Raw genomic sequence first — 20,138 nt, forward strand, 5'->3', positions numbered from 1 at the left:
GTCACCGAAGACATGAAGGAGTTGGCTGGTGAGGGTGGCCATCTTGTAGATTCATATGAATGGAGGCCCTCGGTAACCTCTCCGGTTTCCGCTGGAAACACGACGCACCGGCGGCGGCCGCGAGCACGGCTTCCGAAACGCCCGGGCCGACGCCCTGGCCGACCGACCATGGATTTCCGGACAAGAACGGCGGCAACGACACATGCGGCTGCGCGCACTGCTGAACACCGACGCGCTGGGGTTGCGGCTGCTCGGCGGCGAGGACGAACTCGACCGGACCGTGCGCGGTGTGATGACCACGGACCTGAAGGACCCCAGCCGGTATCTCTCCGGTGGTGAACTGGTCCTCACGGGCCTGGCGTGGCGGCACGGCCCCGCTGACTCCGAGCCCTTCGTGCGCATCCTGACGAGCGCCGGTGTGGCCGCGCTCGCGGCGGGCGAGGCGGAGCTGGGCGACATCCCGGACGACCTGATCGTGGCCTGCGCCCGGCACCGGCTCCCGCTGTTCGCCGTCCACGAGTCGGTGGCGTTCGCCACGGTCACCGAGCATGTCGTACGCCAGGTCTCCGGTGAGCGGGCCGGGGACCTGGCGGCCGTGGTGGACCGGCACCGGCGGATGATGACCCCGGGACCGGCGGGCGGCGGCCCGGACGTCGTCCTGGACCTGCTCCACTCCGACCTGGACCTGAGGGCCTGGGTGCTCTCCCCCACCGGGCTGCCGATCGCCGGGCCGGCGCCGGGACCGGCCGCCGAGGTGTGCGCCGAGCTGGCGGCCGAGCACCTGGCGGCGACGCGCACCGGGCGCCGGGGACCGCACCGGGTGACGCTGGGCGCGACGACGTACTCCCTCTTCCCGGTACGCAGCGGCAGCCGCGGCGGCGGCTCGCGGGACGTGCGCGAGACGGTGCTGTCCGACTGGCTGCTCGCCGTCGAGGCGGACGCCGGGGACTGGGCCGAGGAGCGGCTCGACCTGCTGCACGGTGTCACCCAGCTGATCGCGGTCGAACGGGATCGGCGCGACGCGGCGCGCACGGTGCGGCGACGGCTCGCGCAGGAGGTCCTGGAACTGGTGCAGACGGGGGCCGCGCCCGCCGAGATCGCGGCCCGGCTGCGGGTCGCCGCTCCCGTGCTGCTGCCGGGGCTGGGGTCGGCGCCGCACTGGCAGGTGGTGGTGGCGCGGGTCGAGTGGGACGGCGGGGAGGTCGAGAGCGGGCCGGTCGCCCAGGCTCTGCTGGAGGAGATCCTCGTCGGCCCTTCGACCGGCTCTTCGGGCGAGCACGTCGACCGCATCGCGGTGACCCACACGGAGGACGAGGCGATCGCGCTTGTTCCGCTTTCGTCCGTGCCCGGCGAGCAGGACGGCTCCGGTCCGGGCGTCCTCGCCGACACCCTGCTCGAGGCCGTGCGGAAACCGCTGTCCGCGGGGCTCGCGGACGACGGCCGGCTCACGCTGGGCGTCAGCGCCGCGGTGCACTCGGCGGAGGGGCTGCGCGGCGCCCTGGAGGAGGCGCGGCACGCCCGCCGGGTCGCCGCCGCCCGCCCCGGCCGGGTGTGCGCGGCCGGCCACCAGGAGCTGGCCTCGCACGTGCTGCTGCTGCCGTTCGTCCCGGACGACGTGCGCCGCGCCTTCACGGCCCGTCTGCTGGATCCGCTGCGCGAGTACGACCGCAGGCACCGCGCGGAGCTGATCCCCACGCTGGAGGCGTTCCTCGAGTGCGACGGCTCCTGGACCCGTTGCGCGACCCGGCTGCACCTGCACGTCAACACGCTGCGATACCGGGTGGGGCGTATCGAGCAGTTGACGAGCCGGGACCTCTCGCGCCTGGAGGACAAGCTCGATTTCTTCCTCGCGTTGCGCATGAGCTGAGGTCAGGGCGGTACGGCGGTGGGGGCGCCACCCACCGCCGTTGTCCACGACTTTGTGAAATCCTTCACCCGGCCTCTTGGCCCGGTGCTGCGGTTGGTGCTGGAATGCCGCCACCACCTAAGGCTCGATGGCGTGCTCGGGGAGGGCAACGTGGCGCATACCGCCATGTCTGGTACCGGAACGACCGCAGCTGACGATCCACTCCAGACCGCGGTATGGCGGCTGCGCTCGCGCGCCTGCTGGGTCGACGCGGCGGCCCTCCTCCGCCCTGAGACGGCCGGGGCCTCCCTCCAGCGGGCCGCGCTGCTCGTCGAGCGGTGTCTGTACACGGAGCGGGGCTGGGAGGAGGCCGAGGACGCGCTGCGCACGGCCGAGGCGCAGGCCCACAGCGACGAGGAGCGGGGCGCCGCCGCTTGTGAACGCGGGTACTTGGCGTACGCCGCCACGCTGCTCGGGGTCCGGGACCGGGCGGACGAGGCGCGGGCCGCGCTCGGCCGGGCGGCGGCGCTGATCCCTCCGGAGACACCGGGGAGGGCCCTGCTGGACTTCCGGCGCGGCCTGGTCGCCCAGAACCTCGCCGACGCCCCGCAGGCGGCCCGTGCGGCCTACCGGCGCGCCCACGCGGGCGCCGCCGCGCATGGCGACGAGCTGCTGCTCTCCTTCACCTGGCGGCACCTTGCGGGGCTCGCCCTGCGGGACGGCGAGGTGGCGGAGGCGCGGCACGGCTTCACCGAGTCGTTGCGGATCCGGGAGGAGCTGGGCTACCTCGTCGGTACGGCACCGGCGCTGGCCTCGCTCGCGGATGCGGAGTCCGGACCGGAGGCGTCCCGGCTGCGCGCGGAGGCGGGGCGGCTGTTCCGGCTGCTGGGAGGCGTGCCGACGTGGCTGGCGCGGCAGTTGGCCCCGGCGGAGTAGGGACCGTTCCCAGGGGTGTTTGTTCCGCACGAGTCCACAGTGATCTCAGAAGAACCTGAGAGATTGCTGTGCCAGGCTGGCGCGCTGTTGCCACCCCCCTGGAGGATCATCCAATGAGCCTGATCAACGGCCTGCCCGCACACATCCTGCTCGTCCATTTCGTCGTCGTCCTCGTCCCCCTGACCGCGCTGGCCGTCGTGGTCTGCGCGATCTGGCCGACGGCCGCTCGGCGCCTGGGCGTGGTACTGCCGCTGCTCGGTCTGGTCACGCTCGTGAGCGTGCCGCTCACCACCCAGGCAGGGGAATGGCTGGAGCGGCACGTCGACAGCGACCCCCTGGTCCGCAAGCACACCGAACTCGGCGACGGCCTGCTTCCCTGGGCCCTCGGACTGTTCGTCCTCACGGCCCTCGTCTGGTGGGCGGCTCGCAAGTCGGCGGCCCAGACCTCGGGGGCCGGCCGCTGGTCCACCACGCCGGTCCGGGTCGCTGCGGCGGTCCTGTCGCTGGCCGTGGCGACGGGAGCCGTCGTGGACGTGTACCGGATAGGCGACTCCGGCGCGAAGGCCGCCTGGCACGACGCCTTCTCCAAGACCGCCACCGGTCACGGGGACTGAGGTCAGCCCCTCACAGACTCCGGACGAACGCCCACAGGGCGTCGCGGAACGCGGGGTCACGGGCCAGGAGAACGGCCACGGCGAGGAGGACGGCGGCGCAACCGACGAACGCCGCCCGCCCGCCGAGGCCGTCCTCCCGGCCCGCCCGTCGTGTCCGCCCTCCCCGCCGGTCCCGGAACCGGCGCCGCGCCCGCTGCGCTGTTTCGAACATCACCCTCGGTCACCCCCGTGGAGCTCCCGCCCCCTCTTCCGGCCGACACGCACGGGACCGCCGGAGCGGTTCCGTCCCCCTGTTCTCTCGCCTATTGCGAGCTGTTGCTTTCGATGTCGGTGGCTGGCTCTGATTCAGTCACGACATGACGAAGACGCTCCGTAGTCGTGTGCGATCTGAGTGCGTTGTGGCAAACCGGATCTCGTTCGAACCCTGCGGTGCGGGTGATCATCCGGGCAGAGATGCCAGTGTGGTCGTGGGCATGAAGAAACGGGCCCCTTGGTGGAGGGCAGCCCGGAGTACGCCAGAAACAGGCAATAGGGCGCGGTGAGCATGATCCGAGACCTGATCACCCGCCCGTTCGGATGGTCTTCGTATGAGTCACGACGAGGCGTCTTGGCGGTCCCTTCCCTGGTCACGCGCCCGTGATGCATCTGTGGGCGGTTGCCGCGCGTGCTCCGTACGGGTGAGCGGCGGGGATTACGCGGCGCATGGCTTCGGTGGAACGTACCGCGTACCCGCGGTTCAAGCGCACGATCACCTCCCGCGAGCTGCACGACTCGTTCACCCCTGGCCCGTCCGAGGTGGCGTGGGCACGGGGTAAGGCGCGGTCGCCGGAGCATTTGTTGGCGCTCGTGGTGCTGCTCAAGAGCTTCCAGAAGCTGGGTTCCTTTCCTGCCTTGGACGAGGTGCCGGAGCTGGCCGTCGGGCATGTGTGCGGCCTGCTGGGGCTGGAGGAGGATGTCCAGCCGCGGCATGACTCCGACCGTACGCTGAGGCATCACCGCACGATCGTCCGCGAGCGGCTCGGCGTGGAGTACGACAAGGAGACGGCCCGTGAGATCGCCTCGGCGGCGATCCACGAGGCGGTGCAAACCAAGGACAATCCGGCCGACTTGATCAACGTGGCGCTGGAGCGGCTGGTCAAGGAGCGGTTTGAGCTGCCCGGTTACACCACGCTGGACGCGATGGCTTCGGAGATCCGCACCGAGGTGAACACGACGTTCTTCGAGCTGATCGCCTCCCGGATCGACGACGTGGAGGAGGCCCGCATCCTGGGGCTGGTGCGGGTCGTCGCGGGTTCGCGCAGCCGGTTCGACGAGCTGAAGCGACCGGCGAAGGCGCCGTCGGTGTCGCACCTGCGCGAGCACCTGGCTCACCTGGGCAAACTGGAACTGCTGGGGCCGACGGCGAAGTGGCTTCGGGGGGTGCCGCCGGGGAAGGCACTTCGGCCCGGCCTCCGGATCGGACCCGAAGATCCGCGACAAACTCGCCCGCTACGTCCTACAGTCTTCACCTATGGGACCAACGCGGGCCCAGCGCAGGTCGCCCGGCACATGCGGCAGAAGGTCTCCGTCCACGAGCTGTCGCTCGCGGGTAACCAGCACATCACGTCCGAGAAGCTGAACCGTCCTCGGCCGCGCTGAACATCACCAGCAAGATCAGGCGCTTCGGCACGTGGCACCTGGACATGGAGCCCCCGGACGGGAAGGCGGTCGGGCAGCTGCGGCTGGCCGCCTGAACGGAGCCTATACGGGTGAGGTCGAGGAAGTCCGCGACGGGGCGGGCTGTGCGTTTGGCAGAGCTGTCCGCGCAGATCGGCCAGGGTGCTGGTGCCCAGAGCGGAGTTCTCGGCGACGGCCATGCCGGTTATGGCGTTCACGACGCTCAGCGGAAAGCAGGTGGACCCGGCTTCCGGCGGTCTTCGGGACACGCTTGTCACTGGTCGGCAGCGCGTGCCAGCGGCGGGGCATGTCCTCATGGACGGGCCCCGCCGTTGTCACGGGTCGGTTGGGTTATGAGTGGTCGTGGTGCTCGCAGCACTCGTCGTGCTCGTGGTGTTCGTGGTTCTTGATCGTGGTGGGGTCGGTGGCGGTGTGGGCGGTGGTGTCGCCGCCCCCGGTGACTGTCGCGGTGTTGGTGACCCGGCGGGGGGCGTGGCAGGAGACGTCGACCTGCAGGGTGATGGGGGGGTAGCCGCTCCCGGCGGGGAGGACGTCGCTACGGGTGCAGGTGAGGGTGTTCAGGGTGCAGTTCCATCCCGTGCCGCGGATGCTGTCGGCGCTGAGCCCGGCGGGGAGGGTGTCGTGCACGGTGACCGGGCTGCCGTTGGTCGGGGCGGCCCCGGCGGCGTTGCCGACGGTGATGGTGTAGGTGCCATCCCGCCCCTGGGTGAAGTGCCCGGTGTGGGTCTTGGTGATGGTCAAGGACGGGACCGTGTAGGAGATGGTCACCTGGCCGTTGTTGTTCGCCGTGCCGATCGTCGAAAGCGCGTAGCTCGTGCCGGTACCCGTGGGGGTGGCGAAGCTGCTGCCGCCCCCACCGCCGCCGCCACCCGCCGAGGTGCCGCTGCTGTTGACGGCGGCGCTGCCGCCGCCTCCGCCGGCGAAGTACCCGCCCCCACCGCCCCCGCCGCCACTGGTTTGGGAGCTGCAGCCGCCGTCGAAGCTGCCCCCGGCGCCGCCGGTGCCGACCGTGGCACCGGAGAACCCGGTGCCTGGCCCGCCGTTCGTGGCCACACAGGGTGGAGCGGTGCCTGCGGCCCCGCCGGCACCCCCGGTGCTGGTGCTGGTGCTGCCACCGCCCCCACCCTGCCCCGGCGAAGCCCCAGAACCGGTGGCACTGCCCGCAGTACCGCCGGTGGCATCCTCTGTCCCGCCGTTGCCTCCGTTGCCCCCCTTAGAGTTCTGCCCCGTAAAGACTCCGGTGCCGCCGGAGGCGCCGCCGCCCCCGGCGACCACCAGCAAGGAGCCGCCCGTGCTGATGCTGGAGGCCCCGCCTCCACCCGGACCTTCGAAATGAAAACCACTGAACGGGATGCTCCCTCCCGGGGCGCCGCCGTTGAACCCGCCGGCACCCCCTGTCCCGGTGCCGTTGCAGCCTTTGCCGCCGGTGCCGCCGACGTTGACGGTGAAGGTCGTCGGGGCGGTGGTCTGCGGGAGGGTGGTGACCACCCGCGCCCCCGTCCCACCGGTCCCCGTGACGGAACAGGGGGTGCCGGTGTTGTCGGCGCCGCCCGCGCCGTCCGCGGTGATCGTGACCACCGCCCCCGCCGGAACCGTCAAGGTCTGCGGAGCGCCGGTGAAGGTGAAGGTCTGCGACGGATCAGCCTTCTGCGCCCGCACCGGCACGGCCCCCACCGCCGCGGCGGCCACGGGTGGAGCCGTGGCCGCCAGCAGCGCCATACCGGACAGCAAAACGCTCCCCACCGACACCACCCCCACACCGCGCTCCCCACGCCGTCCACCCGAGCCGACCGGACCGGACGCACCGACGGCACGAAACGGGACCGTCCCAGCGCCCAGGGCCCGGAACACGGCCACGGGCCACCGACGGTCGACCCGAGACCACGACAGATCGCCCTGCCTACGCGCACGAGCGCTCATCCGCGAGTTCACCTCTCCTCCCAGCAAAGCGCCCCGCACCCGCCACACGGCAAGACAAAAACGTCGCGGGACACCTGATGCAAAATCATGACAAACCGCATTAGACAGCCCGGGCCGGTCAGGCAGCGAGGCAATGAGAAACCCCGTGTGTCGCGGCTCTGTCGCAGTAAACTCCGGATTTACTGCGACAGAGCGCTACCCTCCGATCGCGCCCCCGGCGATGGCCTCGCATGTTCGATCACGACCCAAGATCACGTCCGGCGGCGAGGTGTACGCATTTACTGCGGCAGGGCCGGGAGGGGCGCAACCGTGGCACTCGAACAGACAGCCGTCGCGAAACCCGAGGGCGCATTGCGGCTGCCGCGCGCCCGCGTCGTGCCCCTGTCGCCCTCTCCGGGCTCCTACGCCACCTCGGTCGAGCGTTACCTCACCGCAGCCGGCATCGCGAAGTCCTCCGCCCGCATCTACCGGATCTCACTTACGACGTGGGGATGGATGTTCGCCGGCCAGACCGCGCCGACCGGACCGGCCCGCCGCGGCGCCCGGCCGCCCGCCTTCGACCTCACCATGCTCGACGATGCGGGCCTGCCACCCGTCCTCGCCGAGCTCGCCGCCGCCCGCGCCGACGAACTGGACGCCGACACCGTCAACCGCGAACTGTCCATCGCCCGCAAGGTGATCGGCTGGTGGCGATCCCAAGGCTGGATCGAAGGCGACCCCACCCACGGCATCGAGCGCCGCCCCGCCCCGCCCGACCGCACCCGTGCCCTCTCGGAGAATCAGATCACCGCCCTGTGGCGGCTCGACACCACGGTGCGGGAGAAGACCTTCTGGAAGCTCCTCTACGAGTCCGCCGCTCGGGCCGACGAGGTGCTGTGTCTGAACGTGGAGGACCTGCTGCCCGCCGACAAGCGCGGCCGGGTGGGCGCCAAGGGCGGCGCCACCGAGTGGATCCACTGGCAGTCCGGCACCGCCCAGCTCCTGCCCCGCCTCATCGCCGGCCGCCGCGAAGGCCCCCTCTTCCTCACCGACCGCAAGGCCCCCGCCCGCACCCCGGCCGCCGACATCTGCTCGGAGACCGGCCGGGCCCGCCTGTCCTACCGCCGCGCCGAAGAGATCTTCGAGACCAGCACCCGACTGCTGGCCAACCCGCTCGCCACCGAGGAGGACTTCGGCGACCTGGAGGGGTGGACACTCCACCGGATACGGCATTCTGCGTTGACCCACGACGCCGAGGACGGCACCTCCACGCCGATGCTGCTGGCCCGCTCCCGCCACGCCTCCGTCCGCTCCCTGGAGCGCTACGCCCGCCCCGGCGTGGACGCCGTCGCCCGACACCTCGCCTCCCGCGACCCCGCCGCCCGGCGGCGCCACTGAAACGCTGGCCGCTTCCCGGCGCCGGGCAAGATCACGGCGACTGCGCCGTCCCCCTCGCGGGCTCGCAGGACAAGCCCCGGCGACGGGCCGTCGCCTGCCTGCCACGTTCCCTCTGGGTTCGGCCTGTTGCCTGTTTCTGGCGTACTCCGGCTGCCCTCCTTGGTAGTGACGTGGTTGTTGAGGCCGGTCACGAGCAAGGAGACCCGTTGTCAGGCGAGTTGACTGGCGGCCTCTTCAGCCTGCCAACTGCTGTAGCCATTCGCGCAGCAGAGCCGTCTCCGTGTCTCGCAGAGGTACCCCGGTGCCGAGCGCGGTTTCAAGTGCGGCGTCGAGGGCGAGTGCGTGCGAGGCCAGGTCGGACCCGGATGAGGCGGGCGAGTCCGTGGTGATGGAGGCGATGACGGTGTCCCGCAGCCGCGCCGAAGTGGTCAGGTCCCGCTGCGAGGGCTCTTCGCCGATCAGCGCCAGCGTGGCACCCGTCGTCGCCGCATGGATGACGCGGGTCGCCCGCTCCACCGGAACCCGAAGGCGCCCGGCCTCGGCCGCCCGGCCCAGCAGTCTCACCAGCAGGGCGTGCGCCTCGTCCGCGGCCGGGGGCCGCCGCCCGGGCCGCGCAGTGCCATACATGAGCACGTAAAACGCGGGGTGCCGCAGTCCGAAGTCGACGTGCAGGTCCCAGCCGCGGTAGAGGTCGGCCACCGGGTCGTCCGGGGTCAGTGCCAGTGCCTCCCGTTTCTCGGCCAGGTACATCTCGAACCCGTAGGCGGCCAGCTCGGCCAGGAGTCCGTCCTTGTCGTCGAACATCCGGTACAGCGCGGGGGCCGTGATGCCCGCGGCTGCGGCGACCGCGCGCGTGGAGACCGCTTCGCTGCCGCCCTCCTCCAGCAGCTTGGCTGCCACCTGCAGTACCTGGCGCCGCGCGGCGCGTCGTCCCTCGTTCATGGAACAACGATATCCCACATTGCGTGTCGCCGCTCTATCGGTGCTACTGTTCAAAGCGGAACGACGATCCATGCTGCTGGTGGTCGGCGCCGGCCCGCGACACCTGGGCATGCGCCGCGCCCCGGCCCGGGACGTCCCCCCACTCGTGGAGCAGTGCGGCCGACCGCCGCACCGGGCAGCTCGTCGTCTGCCGGCACACCACCGAACACGCCGCCATCGCGGCAGGATAGGAACACCCGTGTCCGACATCTCGATCGTCATCGCGTCGCATTCCGGCTACGGCCACACCGCGCAGATCGCCACGGCCGTGGCCGACGGCGCGCGCTCCATAGCTGGGACGCAGGTCCACCGCGTGGACGTCGCCTCCCTCAGCGACGCCGACTGGGAACTGATGGACGCCTCGGACGCCATCATCTTCGGTACCCCCACCTACATGGGCACCGCGTCGGGGGCGTTCCACGCCTTCGCCGAGGCCACCAGCAAGCGGTGGATGACCCGTGCCTGGAGCGACAAGCTCGCGGCAGGATTCACCAACTCCGGCTCCATGAGCGGCGACAAACTGCACACCCTGCAGTACCTGGCGCTCCTGGCGGCCCAGCACGGAATGCTCTGGGTGAGCCTGAACCTCCTGCCGGGCTGGAACACCACCACATCCAGCCCCCAGGACGACAACCGCCTCGGCTTCTACCTCGGCGCCGGCGCGCAAAGCTTCAACGACACCCCCGCGGTCCACGACGCAGACCTGAACACCGCCCGCCACCTCGGCCGGCGCGTTGCCGAGCACACCCGCATCCACCGCGCCGGACTGACCGCCGCAGCGCACTGACACAACCGTCCGTGAACCGCCCCGGCAGCCCCGCCCTGCACGGGCGAAAAGCAACTCCCCAGGAAGTCACGGGTGGGGTCTGCCCCGGTCCAAAGGGTCATGCCGGCAGGCGTGCCCAGCAGAATCGTCCGGTTCGGCGAGAGGACGCGCGAGGCGTACCACCCATAAGGGCCTTTCGTTCAGAAGTCACTTTTGCAGTTTCTTTCAGAGGAGCGCACCATGCAGAACCGGACGCTCGGAAGCCAGGGCCTGGAGGTCGCGGCGATCGGCTACGGCGCGATGGGCCTGACGATGGCCTACGGACCCACCGACGAGGAGGCCGGCGTCGCCGCCCTCCGCCGCGCCCACGACCTGGGCGTCACCTTCTTCGACACCGCCGAGATGTACGGCTGGGGCACCGGATCCAACGAGATCCTCGTCGGCAAGGCAGTCAGGGACTTCCGCGACGACGTGGTCCTGGCCACCAAGTTCGGCGTCGACATGTCGGTACCGCCCGAGCAGATCGGCGGCCCTCTCAACAGCCGGCCCGACACCATCCGCAAGGTCGCCGACAACAGCCTGCGCTACCTCGGCGTGGACCACATCGACGTCTTCTATCAGCACCGCGTCGACCCCGAGGTGCCCATCGAGGAGGTCGCGGGCACCGTCAAGGAGCTGATCGACGCGGGCTGGGTGAAATACTTCGGTCTCAGCGAGGCCGGGCCCGAGACGATCCGAAGGGCGCACGCCGTGCAGCCGGTCTCGGTCCTGCAGACCGAGTACTCCCTGTTCGAACGGGACGTCGAGCAGTTGTTCCCGGTCCTGGACGAACTCGGCATCGGCTTCGTCGCCTACTCACCCCTCGGCCGCGGGTTCCTCACCGGCACCGCCAAGCCCGCCGGCCGGTACGAAGGCAACGACATACGCAACGTCGACCCGCGCTGGCAGCCGGGCAACTTCGAGAAGAACGTCGAAGCCGTCGACCGGCTCGCCGCCCTCGCGGCGACCAAGGGCGCCACCGTCTCCCAGCTCGCCCTGGCCTGGCTCCTGACCCGGGGCGAGCACATCGTGCCCATCCCCGGCACCCGCAGCCCGAAGCGCATCGAGGAAAACGTCGGCGCCGCCGACCTCACCCTCACCAACGCCGACCTCAAGGCCATCGACGAGATCCTGCCCCACGGCGGCTTCGGCGCCCGCTACGCCGGGGGAAACGTGCCGACCTGGACCTGAGGCCCCCCCGGGGCAGACACCGCTGCCCCACCGTTGACCGCCGACCGACAGGCGACGGGAATCGATTCCTTCTCTTTCCGGGGAAATACACCACGTGCGATAGCGCTTTGACCTGGGGTTCGTGAGAGGAAGAGCCTTCGGCAGTCGTGTTGATCACTGACTGTCTGGAGGTCCGGAGTGCCGGTCGAGTTTCTGATGGATGAGCAGGCCGCGAAGTATGCGGCGTACGACGGGGCGCCGGCCGTGCGGAGTTGGAGCGGTTCTTCTTCCTGGACGGCGCGGACCGGGAGCTGATCGAGGGCAAGCGGCGGGCCCACAACCGGCTGGGCTTCGCGGCCCAGCTCACGACCCGCGTTACCTCGGGGTGTTCCTGGACGACCCGATCGACATTTCGGCGGAGGTCGCCGACTACCTTGCCGATCAGCTCGGCATCGCGAATGCGTCGGTGCTGAAGGTGTACGGCGAGCGGGAGAACACCCGGCTCGATCACGTCCGTGAGCTGCGGCGGGCCCCTGGTCGCGCACAGCTGCAACGTCGGCTACACCCCGGTCATCGGGGCCGCGGACGTGCTGAAGTGCGGGCGCCTGTCCCATGTCGACCAGACGTATCTGCGGCTGGCGACGTACCGGGCCGCGAACGCCACACCAATCGACTACCAGGCAGCCATCCCGCTCGCGCAGGCGTGGGCCGGCGGCCTGGTCGCCTCCGTGGACGGCATGCGGTTCGTCGTCCCCGTTCCGTCGGTGTACGCGCGGCCGAACCCGAAGTACTTCGGACGCCGGGGCGGAGCCACCTGGCTCAACATGATCAACGACCAGGCTGCCGGGCTGGGCGGGAAGGTCGTGGCTGGCACCGCGCGCGACTCGCTGTACGTACTGGACGTCCTCTACGACCGCGACGGCGGCAAGCGCCCCGAGATGATCGTCACAGATACCGCGAGCTACAGCGACATTGTCTTCGGGCTGCTCACCTTGGCGGGGTTCACGTACGCGCCGCAGCTGGCTGACCTGCCGGATCAGAGGATGTGGCGCATCGACCGCGCCGCCGACCACGGCGCCTTCCAGGACGCGGCCCGCTGCGGGGTTGACCTCGCCAGGATTGAACGCCACTGGGAGGACATCCTTCGGATCATCGGCTCCATCCATACCGGCGCTGTGCGCGCGTACGACGCGATCCGGATGCTGTCCCGTGACGGCCGCCCCACCCCGCTCGGCGATACCATCGCGCACTACGGGCGGATCGCAAAGACCCTGCACATCCTGCGCCTGGCCGACGAGCCCGGCTACCGCAGGCAGATCAAGGTGCAGGCCAACCTCCAGGAGGGCCGCCCCTCCCTCGCCCGGAAGATCTTCCACGGCAGGCACGGGCAGCTCTACCAGCGCTACCAGGACGGTATGGAGGACCAGATCGGGGCACTGGGGCACGTCCTGAACGCCCTCGTCTTGTTCAACACCAGGTACATGGACGCCGCGGTGAACCAGCTGCGCCGGACGGCTTCGATGTCCGTGATGAGGACGTGGGCCGCCTCTCGCCGTTTGTGCGGCACCACATCAACATGCTTGGCCGGTACTCCTTCCAGCTCCCCGAGCTGCCCGGGGGCTTGCGGCCGCTGCGCGACAAGGACGACGCAGACGGCTCGTGACCAGGGCCCTGGGCGATCTCGCGGGTGATGGAACCCCCGGCGCGGGCGTTCTGGCTGCGACGCCGGGACGGCGCGTGTTCGTCAGGGTGTCTTCGGGTTCGGGATGTCCGCCGGCCTGTCGTGTGCTGTGCCGGCGGACTCGGTGTGTGAGAGTGAGGCGAGGAGCCGCAGTTTCTCGTCGCTGTCGCTGTCCTTGTCGGGGTAGTAGACGACGAGGATGACGTCGTCGATGGGCAGTTTGTCCCGGTGGAGGCGTAGTTCACCGACGACGGGGTGGTGGACCATAGTTGTGCCTCCGTCGAGACTGCGGACGTCGTGGCGGGCCCACAGGGTACGGAACCGCCGACTTGACAGTGCGAGTTCTCCGACGAGCTCGACGAACCGGGGGTCATCGGTGTCGTCCCCGATGGTGGTGCGCAGGGCGGCGATGAAATCGGCGGTGGCTTTCGCCCAGTCCTGGTGGAAGGCTTGTTCCTCAGGATCGAGGAGGAGAGAACGCAGCCGGTTCTGGCCGGGCCGCAGCCGGGGGGAGAGCGCGACTGCCATGGGGTTGGAGGCCAGGACGTCGAACGCGCGCCCTTCGACGAACGCGGGGATCTGAAGGTGGGCGAGCAGCTCGTGCACCCGCGCCGGTACATGCTCGGGCCGCTTGCGGCGCCGCGCCCTGGGGCGTGCCGCCGCGAGGCCGAGCAGATACGCCCGCTCGATGTCATCGAGCTGCAGGACCCGCGCGAGTGATTCGAGTACCTGCGGTGAGGGGTTCTTGTCACGGCCCCGTTCCAGGCGCAGGTAGTAGTCAGGACTGATCCCGGCCAGCAGGGCGACTTCCTCACGGCGCAGGCCGGGCACGCGACGGTTGCCCCCGGGCGGGAGGCCTGCCTGCGCTGGGGAGACCAGCTCACGCCGGGCACGTAGGTAGCTGCCGAGCCGGTTGCCGGATTCCTCATCCTTCATACCGACACCGTAATGCGGTGCGAGTGTCTCAGAGGGGGCCCTGCCAGGACCAGGGAAGACAGGGGCTCTGCCACACCCGGCGGATGCCGTCAAGACTGCGACAGCACTGTTTCGAAAGAGACAGAGAACATCACTGTCTGCGCCGCGGGCCTGAACGCCGGCGGCGCCCTGGACCGAAGGGAAGATCTCATGGATCTCTCCAACCGCACCGTTCTCATCGTCGGCGGGACCTCGGGTATCGGGCGAGAGCTGGCCCGGCGGTTCGCCGCAGCGGGCAGCACCGTGGCCGTTGGGGGCCGCAGCCCTCAGGCGCTCTCGGAACTCGCCGGGGAGGGTTTCGGCACGATCAGCATCGACGTCACCAACAGTGCTTCCGTCGCATCTGCCCGTGACGCCGCGCTCGCCTGCTACCCCGAGCTGGACACCGTGGTGACGATGTCGGGCGTCATGCTCCTGGAGGACCTGCGCGACCCCGCGCACTTCGAGGCGGCACAGACGACGATCGACACCAACCTGCTCGGCACCATCCGGGTCATCGACGCCTTCACCCCGCACCTGGTCCGGCGGGGCGCCGGCACCTTCATCACCGTCACCTCCGGCATCGCCTTCCTGCCGTTCCCGCCCATGCCCAGCTACGCCGCCTCGAAGGCCGCAGTGCACGCCTACTCCGAGGCACTGCGCGCGCAACTCGACGGCACCGGTGTCGGCGTCGTCGAGCTCGTCCCCCCGGCCGTCGCCACGGCAGGCCAGGAAAAGGTGAACCCGCACGCGCTGCCGCTCGACGACTTCGCCACCGAGGTCATGCAACTGCTCTCAGAGGACCCCACCCCCCACGAAATCCTCGTCAAGGGCGTCCTCATGCACCGCTGGGCCGAGCGCGAAGGCACCTACGACGACCTCGTCGCACAGCGCTCCCAGGCCCTGGCCATGCTCCCCAGCCGTGAAGGCTGACACCCTTCCCCCCATCGGCGGCCACCTCGCTCATCGCCCCGGGGCGGCCGACGAGCAACCACGCCGACCGGGTCGGACAGGACCTGCGGGTGCGTGGCGAACATGGACGCCATCAGGGACGACAGGGCAAAACCGTGAGCGTGCTCGATCAGCCGCGAGACGTCCAGGTCGCGGAAGGGCTCTAATGGTGACGTCGGGTATTGGAACTGTCCGAATGCCTCTGGGCTGAGGGGTCGCCCGAGGCGGTTGTGGTCCGGCCCGGGGTCAGCTGTGGTAGGCAGGGCTGGTGATCAGCCGACTTCCTCTCGACGAGCAACTTGAGTCCCTGCGTGCGGTGCTGTCGCGTAACGATGTGCTGACGGAGGTGCTGGCGCGGACTGCGACGTTGTATCTGCCTGGGTGGTATGTGACGGCAGGATGCCTGTTTCTGACCGTGTGGAACGTAGTCACGGACAGGCCGCCGACCAGCGGCATCAAGGACTACGACGTCTTCTACTTCGACGAGAGCGATCTGTCCTGGGAAGCGGAAGATGCTGTGATCAAGACCGGGCGGGAGGTCTTCGCCGACCTGCCTGCAGAGGTCGAGATCCGGAACGAGGCACGGGTTCACCTCTGGTATGAGGACAAGTTCGGAGTGGCGTGTCCGCCGTATGACTCCACCGAGGCGGCGATCGACAGCTTCGCCGCGACGACGTGCTGTCTGGGAGTTCGTGTGGAGACCGACGGCCGGTGGCGTGTGTATGCGCCGCACGGGCTCTCGGACGTGTTCAACCTCGTCGTTCGTCCGAACCCGGTGCTCGCGCCGCAGTCGGTCTATGAGAGCAAGGCGACGCGGTGGCGTGAGCAGTGGCCCGAGCTGACGGTCCTGGAGTGGCCGTGAGTGAGCGTCACGTCGGCTTCGCGCGTCGGCTGACCTCGGCGGCGTAGGTGGCCCAGTCGCCTGCGGAGAGCCGTTGCCAGGCGACGGCGACATCGGTGTGGATGCCGAGGGTGCGGGCGAGGATCGCGGCGGGGATCTCGGTGGCGAGCTGGAAGAGAGCGGTGCTGCGGGCCTGGTTGGGGCGGATGCCGAGGTTGTTCAGTCGCTGCGTTAGCTGCGTGGTACTGATCGGCCGTCCGGGCTGGCCGCCAGGGAAGAGCCACGGAGAGGGCGCCAGGGCGCCGATGGTCGCGTGCCCCTTGCGGTTCGCGGCGACAGTGCGGGCCAGCTGGGCGACGGGCTCGGGCAGCTGAATGGGGGCATTGCCGAGGTGGAGACGTACCTCCTGAGCGCCGACCTCGACGTCCTCGGTGGTCAGCCGGTGGATCGCCGACGGCCCTTGGGCATAGAGGAGGAGAAGCAGCCCGGCGAGGCGGTCTTCGGGCTTGAGGGTGTCGTCGTGCAGGAGCCGGCGTGCGGTCTTCCAGCGATGTTCGTCGTCGAGCGGCTGAGTGGGGCCGTTCCAGCGGACGGCGGGGACGTGGACGGTGGTGAGCTTGTTGGTGCGGGCCCAGCGGATGAAGTGCCCGGCCGTCTGGCGGTAGGTGGCCAAGTCGTCGGTGAGCCACCGGTCGAGGTCGGCCTGCCGGCAGGTGGCCAGGGTGAGGTCGTGGGCCACCAGCCAGTTCAGGAAGGCGACGGCCGCGTGGGTGCGTTGACGTGCGGACATGAACTGCTGCGGGGTAAGAGGGCGGCCGTTGTTGCGTCGGCGAAGCCGCCGGAGAAGGTGCCAGATCGTGTACCGGTGCAGGACTTTTCGTTGTTCGGGGTCCGGCTGGGATGCGAGGAGGTCGGTGAGGAAGCGTTCGAGGCGGACCATGTACTCGTCGCGCTCGGGCAGGGCACCGACGCCGACGAGGACTTGGCGGAGGTGGGCGAGGGGCGGGCTGTCGGGCAGTTCGTCGAGTGCCTCGTGGGTCAGTGCTCGCCGGCCGGACGCGAGGTCGGACAGGACCGGGGAGACGGACGGCTTGTTCAGCCACCGCCTGGCGGTGATGGGGTGCTCGGTGGTGGCGATGTTGTGCCGGAGGGCTTCGAGGCCGGGGTGGAGGGCAGCGGACGGGGGACCCAGCAGCTCGTTGAGCCGCCGGTTGATGAGGCAACGGGCGCACTGGCCGGGGTGCGGGTAGTCGGGATCGCTGCAGGTGGGACAGGTGTGCCAGACCTCAGGGGCGGTGCAGTCAGCGCAAAGGGGCTGGCCGAGGGTGCCGAAGGCAACCGTCGCGACACCTCCGCAGACCGAGCACGGTGCTGAGTGACGCTGGCAGTCCGGGCACCACGGCCGGCCTGTGGTGCGGGATGTGCCGCAGGGCTTTTCCTCGCCGCAGATGCTGCACGTCGCGGTGGGCAGGGAGGGGCAGCTGGAGCAGAGCGGACCGTCCGGCGTGCGGGTGTTCACGACCTTGCGTCGGCCGCAGTTGATGCAGGTCTCCAGGTTCGCCGGGTCATTGACCAGGCAGTTCGGACACAGCGGCCGGCCATGGTGGTCGCGGGTGGCCGGCTCTCGGCGGGCTCCGCAGCCTGAGCACTCCTCGATGCGGGAGTGGGCGATGCAGGTGCGGCAGACTCGCTGTCCACCGAGGGGTTTGTCGATGCGTACGACTCTGTGGCAGCCGGGGCAGGACGGCCGGACGATTCCGGCGACGCCGGCCTCGTGCAGCAGGTCGATCAGCCGGAGGATCGCGCGGTGGGGTGCGAGGTGGCCGTCCCCGGTCAGCAGGGCGGGGTTGGCTTCCAGGGCCCAGGCGAGTTTTTGCTGGTAGGAGGGGCGGGGTGCCGACCGGCGGACCGCGTCGGCGATCACTTCCCGCCTTGCCTGCGGATCCAGTTCGGCGATCAGGGCGCTGATCACCGCGATGGGGTCGCGTCCGTCGGTGTCCGGGCACTTGGCGCATCGCGGTCGCCCGGCCCGGTCCCGCGTAGCGACCCGGCGGGTGTTTCCGCAGGCAGCACAGGACTCGGGCCTCGGTCCGCAGTTCCCGCAGTACCAGTCCTGGCCGCGGCGCTGGAGGGTTCGCATCTGCCTGCCGCACTCGGCGCAGCACGGCGGCGAGATCGTCTGGGCTCCGGCCTCACGCAGGGCGATGAGCAGGTCGCCGACGGCCCTGGGCGCCGGAGAGCGTCCGTTGCCCAACACGCTGGGATGCTCGGCCAGATGCGCCGCGAGGCGGCGTGACTTCGCGCGGCCGCCCGCGACGCCGGTGACCACGGCGCGGATCCGGTCGGGCTCCAGTCGGTCTTCGACGGCCGCGACCAGGTCCACGATCAGTCCGATCGGATCGCAGACGGCCCGCTCGGGGTGCCCGGGGGCGGTCACGGCCCCTCGGCACCGCGGATGCGGGCCCGCTTGGGCCGCAGGTCACCGACACCGGTCTCGGCGCCAACGGCCTTCTTCGTCCGGGTGGTTGATCCGGCTCCGGCTGCGGCCACGGGCTCGATGAGGTCGTCCATGGTGCAGTCGAGGATGTCGAGCAGGGCCATGAGGATCTTCAGGCTGAGCCGCTCGGGGCGCTCGACGACGAGCCGGTAGACCTGGCTGGACGACAGGGTGATGCCACGTTCGTCCAGCAGCGGGATGAGGTCGGTGGTGGAGAAGAGCCCGCGGTCGGCCATGACCTTGCGCAGGTGCCATTGGTAATCGAGCTTGGCGGCCATCAGCGGTCCTTGTCTGCAAAGGTCGGGGCGAGCGCGGGCGCAAGTGCCTTGTGGAGCATGGTGTTCATGAAGTCGTCGCTGACGTGCGTGTAGATGGCGGTGGAGCTGTCATTCTCGTGACCGACTTGCTGCTGCAGAAACCGCCGGTCGACCCCGTCCTCCGTGAGGTGGGTGACGTAGGTGTGCCTTGTGTCCGCAGAAGCCGTGTGCGGCAAGGTGCGTGTTGCGATAGCGCAGGCCGTCCGTAAAGGCCACGTTCGCAACATCCACCATCGGTCGTGTTGCATTTCGGCGATGCCGTCGTGAGGCAGATCACAGGGCCGCGTGGGGTGGTCGCTTCTTTGATCGATGCCCGGCGCCCCGCATAGGTTGGCCTGGTGAGGGGTGGACTGCGGGAGCGGTGGAGGGGGCAGCCGCGGTGGGTGAGATGGACGCTCGCGGTGTACTTGATCGGATTCGTTGAAGGGGCTGGTGCCCACTTCCTGGATCTGATCAGCGGTGGGATCCACGTGTATGCATCCTTCGCCCCTGTGCCGCTGCAGGTGTTCTTCGTCAGCCTGGTGGTCCTCGACCCGATGGCCGCTGTACTGGTTGGACGTGTTCGGTTGGCGGGTGTCCGACTGTCCAGCGGTGTGATGGTGCTGGACGTCATCGCGAACTGGATCGTCAACTGGCCGCAGCTGAAGGAGAAACCGGCATGGCTGCTGCAGCCTGTCGGACTCCTGGCCATCACGCTCTTCGGCCTGTTCGTCATCGCGACCTCGGTTCCTTTGCTTCGAGCCATGAAGGAGGTGAGAAGCTTTGCCTGAGGCCTACATGACAAAGTTCTAGGCTGGCCTGCAGCAGGACACGGGGAAGGGGCGGTTGGTGGACTGGTTCTGGTGGGTTCTCATCATCTTCTGGACGGGTGGTTTCGCGTGGGCGGCCGACAACGTCCGCACCGCACTGCGTAATCGGCATGAGCGCAAGTTGCAGTTGTTGGAGGCGGCGAAGCAGGAGCGCCTGGCCGTCGAAGCGGCGCACAAGCCGCCGGAGCCGGTGTGCGGATGCACGCACCATCTCGCCAAGCACGACAAGCAAGGCCGGTGCCATGAACGTGTCGAGGTGCCAACGGCCTGGGACGAGAACAAGAAGCCGCTGCGTTTCGAGGCCGGCCAGTGCAACTGCCAGCAATACGTGGGACCGCAGCCTCTGTCGCAGGTGTTCGCGGAGGAGCTGACGGACCGCGCCTGAGCAGTATGGGGGACTTCCGGTAGCCATTTTCGCTTCGTGTGGTGGCGGCAGGGGCAGGATGGGGCACCTGCCGTTTGGCTGCCCGTCCAACGACGCCGAACCGAACGGCAAGCACCTCGCCACCGAGCTTCACGATGCGTGACCTGTTGGCATCGTGAGGTGTCTTCTGACGATGCATCTCAGCTGCACGACCCGATGACGGTCGTCCGTGGCGAAGGGAGGCGGGTGACACGATTCGAGGCGTCAGCGGCCCCGCGGAGGTGGACGATCTCCTCATGCTGGGCGGCGAGCCGGGCCAGAGCCTGGGAGCGGAAGTCGGTGAGCTCGTCGATCGTCTGTTCCGACTGGGTCAGCCGTTCCCTGAGCTTGGCGTTCTT

At 69.7% G+C, this 20,138-nt stretch carries 18 protein-coding genes and 3 pseudogenes; 13 read left to right on the forward strand and 8 right to left on the reverse strand.

All coding sequences use genetic code 11. The features are described from left to right. Positions 1-202: 202 nt before the first annotated feature. The 3 genes from AC5WS8_RS30185 (at position 203) to AC5WS8_RS30195 (ending at position 3,396) form a co-directional block, all read left to right on the forward strand. Positions 203-1,867 carry a PucR family transcriptional regulator gene (locus AC5WS8_RS30185; RefSeq protein WP_496106671.1) on the forward strand — a complete coding sequence of 555 codons (1,665 nt, stop codon included), beginning with the start codon at positions 203-205 and terminating at the stop codon, positions 1,865-1,867. A 150-nt stretch (positions 1,868-2,017) separates the two neighbouring features. Beyond that, a complete protein-coding gene (locus tag AC5WS8_RS30190) occupies positions 2,018-2,782 on the forward strand; it encodes a hypothetical protein (RefSeq protein WP_496106672.1) in 765 nt (254 codons plus the stop codon). 113 nt (positions 2,783-2,895) lie between these two features. Beyond that, positions 2,896-3,396, forward strand: a complete 501-nt coding sequence (locus AC5WS8_RS30195; protein ID WP_496106673.1) for a DUF2231 domain-containing protein — start codon at positions 2,896-2,898, stop codon at positions 3,394-3,396. A gap of 10 nt (positions 3,397-3,406) precedes the next feature. Here AC5WS8_RS30195 and AC5WS8_RS30200 read toward each other — a convergent pair whose 3' ends face one another. Further along, positions 3,407-3,607 carry a hypothetical protein gene (locus AC5WS8_RS30200; protein WP_496106674.1) on the reverse strand — a complete coding sequence of 67 codons (201 nt, stop codon included), beginning with the start codon at positions 3,605-3,607 and terminating at the stop codon, positions 3,407-3,409. Positions 3,608-4,098: 491 nt separating this feature from the next. On the opposite strand from AC5WS8_RS30200, the gene AC5WS8_RS30205 reads away from it, so the two are divergent. After that, entirely contained in the window at positions 4,099-5,034 is a 936-nt protein-coding gene (locus AC5WS8_RS30205; RefSeq protein WP_496106675.1) for a DUF4158 domain-containing protein, read from the forward strand. A 369-nt stretch (positions 5,035-5,403) separates the two neighbouring features. Here the strand turns inward: AC5WS8_RS30205 and AC5WS8_RS30210 are convergent, their stop codons facing one another. Continuing rightward, entirely contained in the window at positions 5,404-6,816 is a 1,413-nt protein-coding gene (locus tag AC5WS8_RS30210) for a hypothetical protein (RefSeq protein WP_496106676.1), read from the reverse strand. 486 nt (positions 6,817-7,302) lie between these two features. On the opposite strand from AC5WS8_RS30210, the gene AC5WS8_RS30215 reads away from it, so the two are divergent. Then, the gene (locus AC5WS8_RS30215) at positions 7,303-8,370 is read left to right on the forward strand and encodes a tyrosine-type recombinase/integrase (RefSeq protein WP_496106677.1); all 1,068 of its coding nucleotides are present in this window, start codon (positions 7,303-7,305) and stop codon (positions 8,368-8,370) included. A 234-nt stretch (positions 8,371-8,604) separates the two neighbouring features. Here the strand turns inward: AC5WS8_RS30215 and AC5WS8_RS30220 are convergent, their stop codons facing one another. Next, complete coding sequence (locus tag AC5WS8_RS30220; protein WP_496106678.1) at positions 8,605-9,312, reverse strand: TetR/AcrR family transcriptional regulator; 708 nt, start codon at positions 9,310-9,312, stop codon at positions 8,605-8,607. Positions 9,313-9,550: 238 nt separating this feature from the next. On the opposite strand from AC5WS8_RS30220, the gene AC5WS8_RS30225 reads away from it, so the two are divergent. The 4 genes and pseudogenes from AC5WS8_RS30225 to AC5WS8_RS30240 all read left to right on the forward strand — a co-directional run. Then, a complete protein-coding gene (locus AC5WS8_RS30225; RefSeq protein ID WP_496106679.1) occupies positions 9,551-10,138 on the forward strand; it encodes a flavodoxin family protein in 588 nt (195 codons plus the stop codon). Between the two features lie 219 nt (positions 10,139-10,357). Beyond that, the gene (locus AC5WS8_RS30230) at positions 10,358-11,347 is read left to right on the forward strand and encodes an aldo/keto reductase (RefSeq protein ID WP_496106680.1); all 990 of its coding nucleotides are present in this window, start codon (positions 10,358-10,360) and stop codon (positions 11,345-11,347) included. Between the two features lie 251 nt (positions 11,348-11,598). Continuing rightward, positions 11,599-11,798, forward strand: a pseudogene (locus AC5WS8_RS30235) (DUF4158 domain-containing protein); the annotation flags it as partial. A 58-nt stretch (positions 11,799-11,856) separates the two neighbouring features. Beyond that, a pseudogene (locus tag AC5WS8_RS30240) lies at positions 11,857-12,989 on the forward strand (Tn3 family transposase); the annotation flags it as partial. 81 nt (positions 12,990-13,070) lie between these two features. Here the strand turns inward: AC5WS8_RS30240 and AC5WS8_RS30245 are convergent. After that, on the reverse strand, positions 13,071-13,943 hold the full coding sequence (locus tag AC5WS8_RS30245) for a helix-turn-helix transcriptional regulator (RefSeq protein WP_496106681.1): 873 nt from the start codon (positions 13,941-13,943) through the stop codon (positions 13,071-13,073). A gap of 189 nt (positions 13,944-14,132) precedes the next feature. On the opposite strand from AC5WS8_RS30245, the gene AC5WS8_RS30250 reads away from it, so the two are divergent. Both AC5WS8_RS30250 and AC5WS8_RS30255 read left to right on the forward strand, forming a co-directional pair. After that, positions 14,133-14,894, forward strand: a complete 762-nt coding sequence (locus AC5WS8_RS30250) for an SDR family oxidoreductase (RefSeq protein ID WP_496106682.1) — start codon at positions 14,133-14,135, stop codon at positions 14,892-14,894. Between the two features lie 286 nt (positions 14,895-15,180). Next, on the forward strand, positions 15,181-15,774 hold the full coding sequence (locus tag AC5WS8_RS30255) for a nucleotidyltransferase family protein (protein ID WP_496106683.1): 594 nt from the start codon (positions 15,181-15,183) through the stop codon (positions 15,772-15,774). A gap of 7 nt (positions 15,775-15,781) precedes the next feature. On the opposite strand, the gene AC5WS8_RS30260 is transcribed toward AC5WS8_RS30255, so the two are convergent. Genes AC5WS8_RS30260 through AC5WS8_RS30270 form a run of 3 tightly spaced genes read right to left on the reverse strand, consistent with a single transcriptional unit; the run spans position 15,782 to position 18,743 of the window. After that, positions 15,782-18,190 carry a site-specific integrase gene (locus AC5WS8_RS30260; protein WP_496106684.1) on the reverse strand — a complete coding sequence of 803 codons (2,409 nt, stop codon included), beginning with the start codon at positions 18,188-18,190 and terminating at the stop codon, positions 15,782-15,784. Further along, on the reverse strand, positions 18,187-18,528 hold the full coding sequence (locus AC5WS8_RS30265) for a helix-turn-helix domain-containing protein (protein WP_496106685.1): 342 nt from the start codon (positions 18,526-18,528) through the stop codon (positions 18,187-18,189). The genes AC5WS8_RS30260 and AC5WS8_RS30265 overlap by 4 nt, the downstream gene beginning before the upstream one ends. Beyond that, positions 18,528-18,743, reverse strand: a complete 216-nt coding sequence (locus AC5WS8_RS30270; RefSeq protein WP_496106686.1) for a tyrosine-type recombinase/integrase — start codon at positions 18,741-18,743, stop codon at positions 18,528-18,530. The genes AC5WS8_RS30265 and AC5WS8_RS30270 overlap by 1 nt, the downstream gene beginning before the upstream one ends. Before the next feature lie 225 nt (positions 18,744-18,968). On the opposite strand from AC5WS8_RS30270, the gene AC5WS8_RS30275 reads away from it, so the two are divergent. Beyond that, positions 18,969-19,337 (forward strand): hypothetical protein, encoded by a 369-nt coding sequence (locus AC5WS8_RS30275; RefSeq protein WP_496106687.1) that lies wholly within the window; start codon positions 18,969-18,971, stop codon positions 19,335-19,337. Between the two features lie 58 nt (positions 19,338-19,395). Further along, positions 19,396-19,761 (forward strand): hypothetical protein, encoded by a 366-nt coding sequence (locus AC5WS8_RS30280; RefSeq protein ID WP_190174394.1) that lies wholly within the window; start codon positions 19,396-19,398, stop codon positions 19,759-19,761. 179 nt (positions 19,762-19,940) lie between these two features. On the opposite strand, the pseudogene AC5WS8_RS30285 reads toward AC5WS8_RS30280, so the two are convergent. Continuing rightward, a pseudogene (locus AC5WS8_RS30285) lies at positions 19,941-20,138 on the reverse strand (hypothetical protein); the annotation flags it as partial.

The organism is Streptomyces sp. PTL18 (assembly GCF_059510295.1).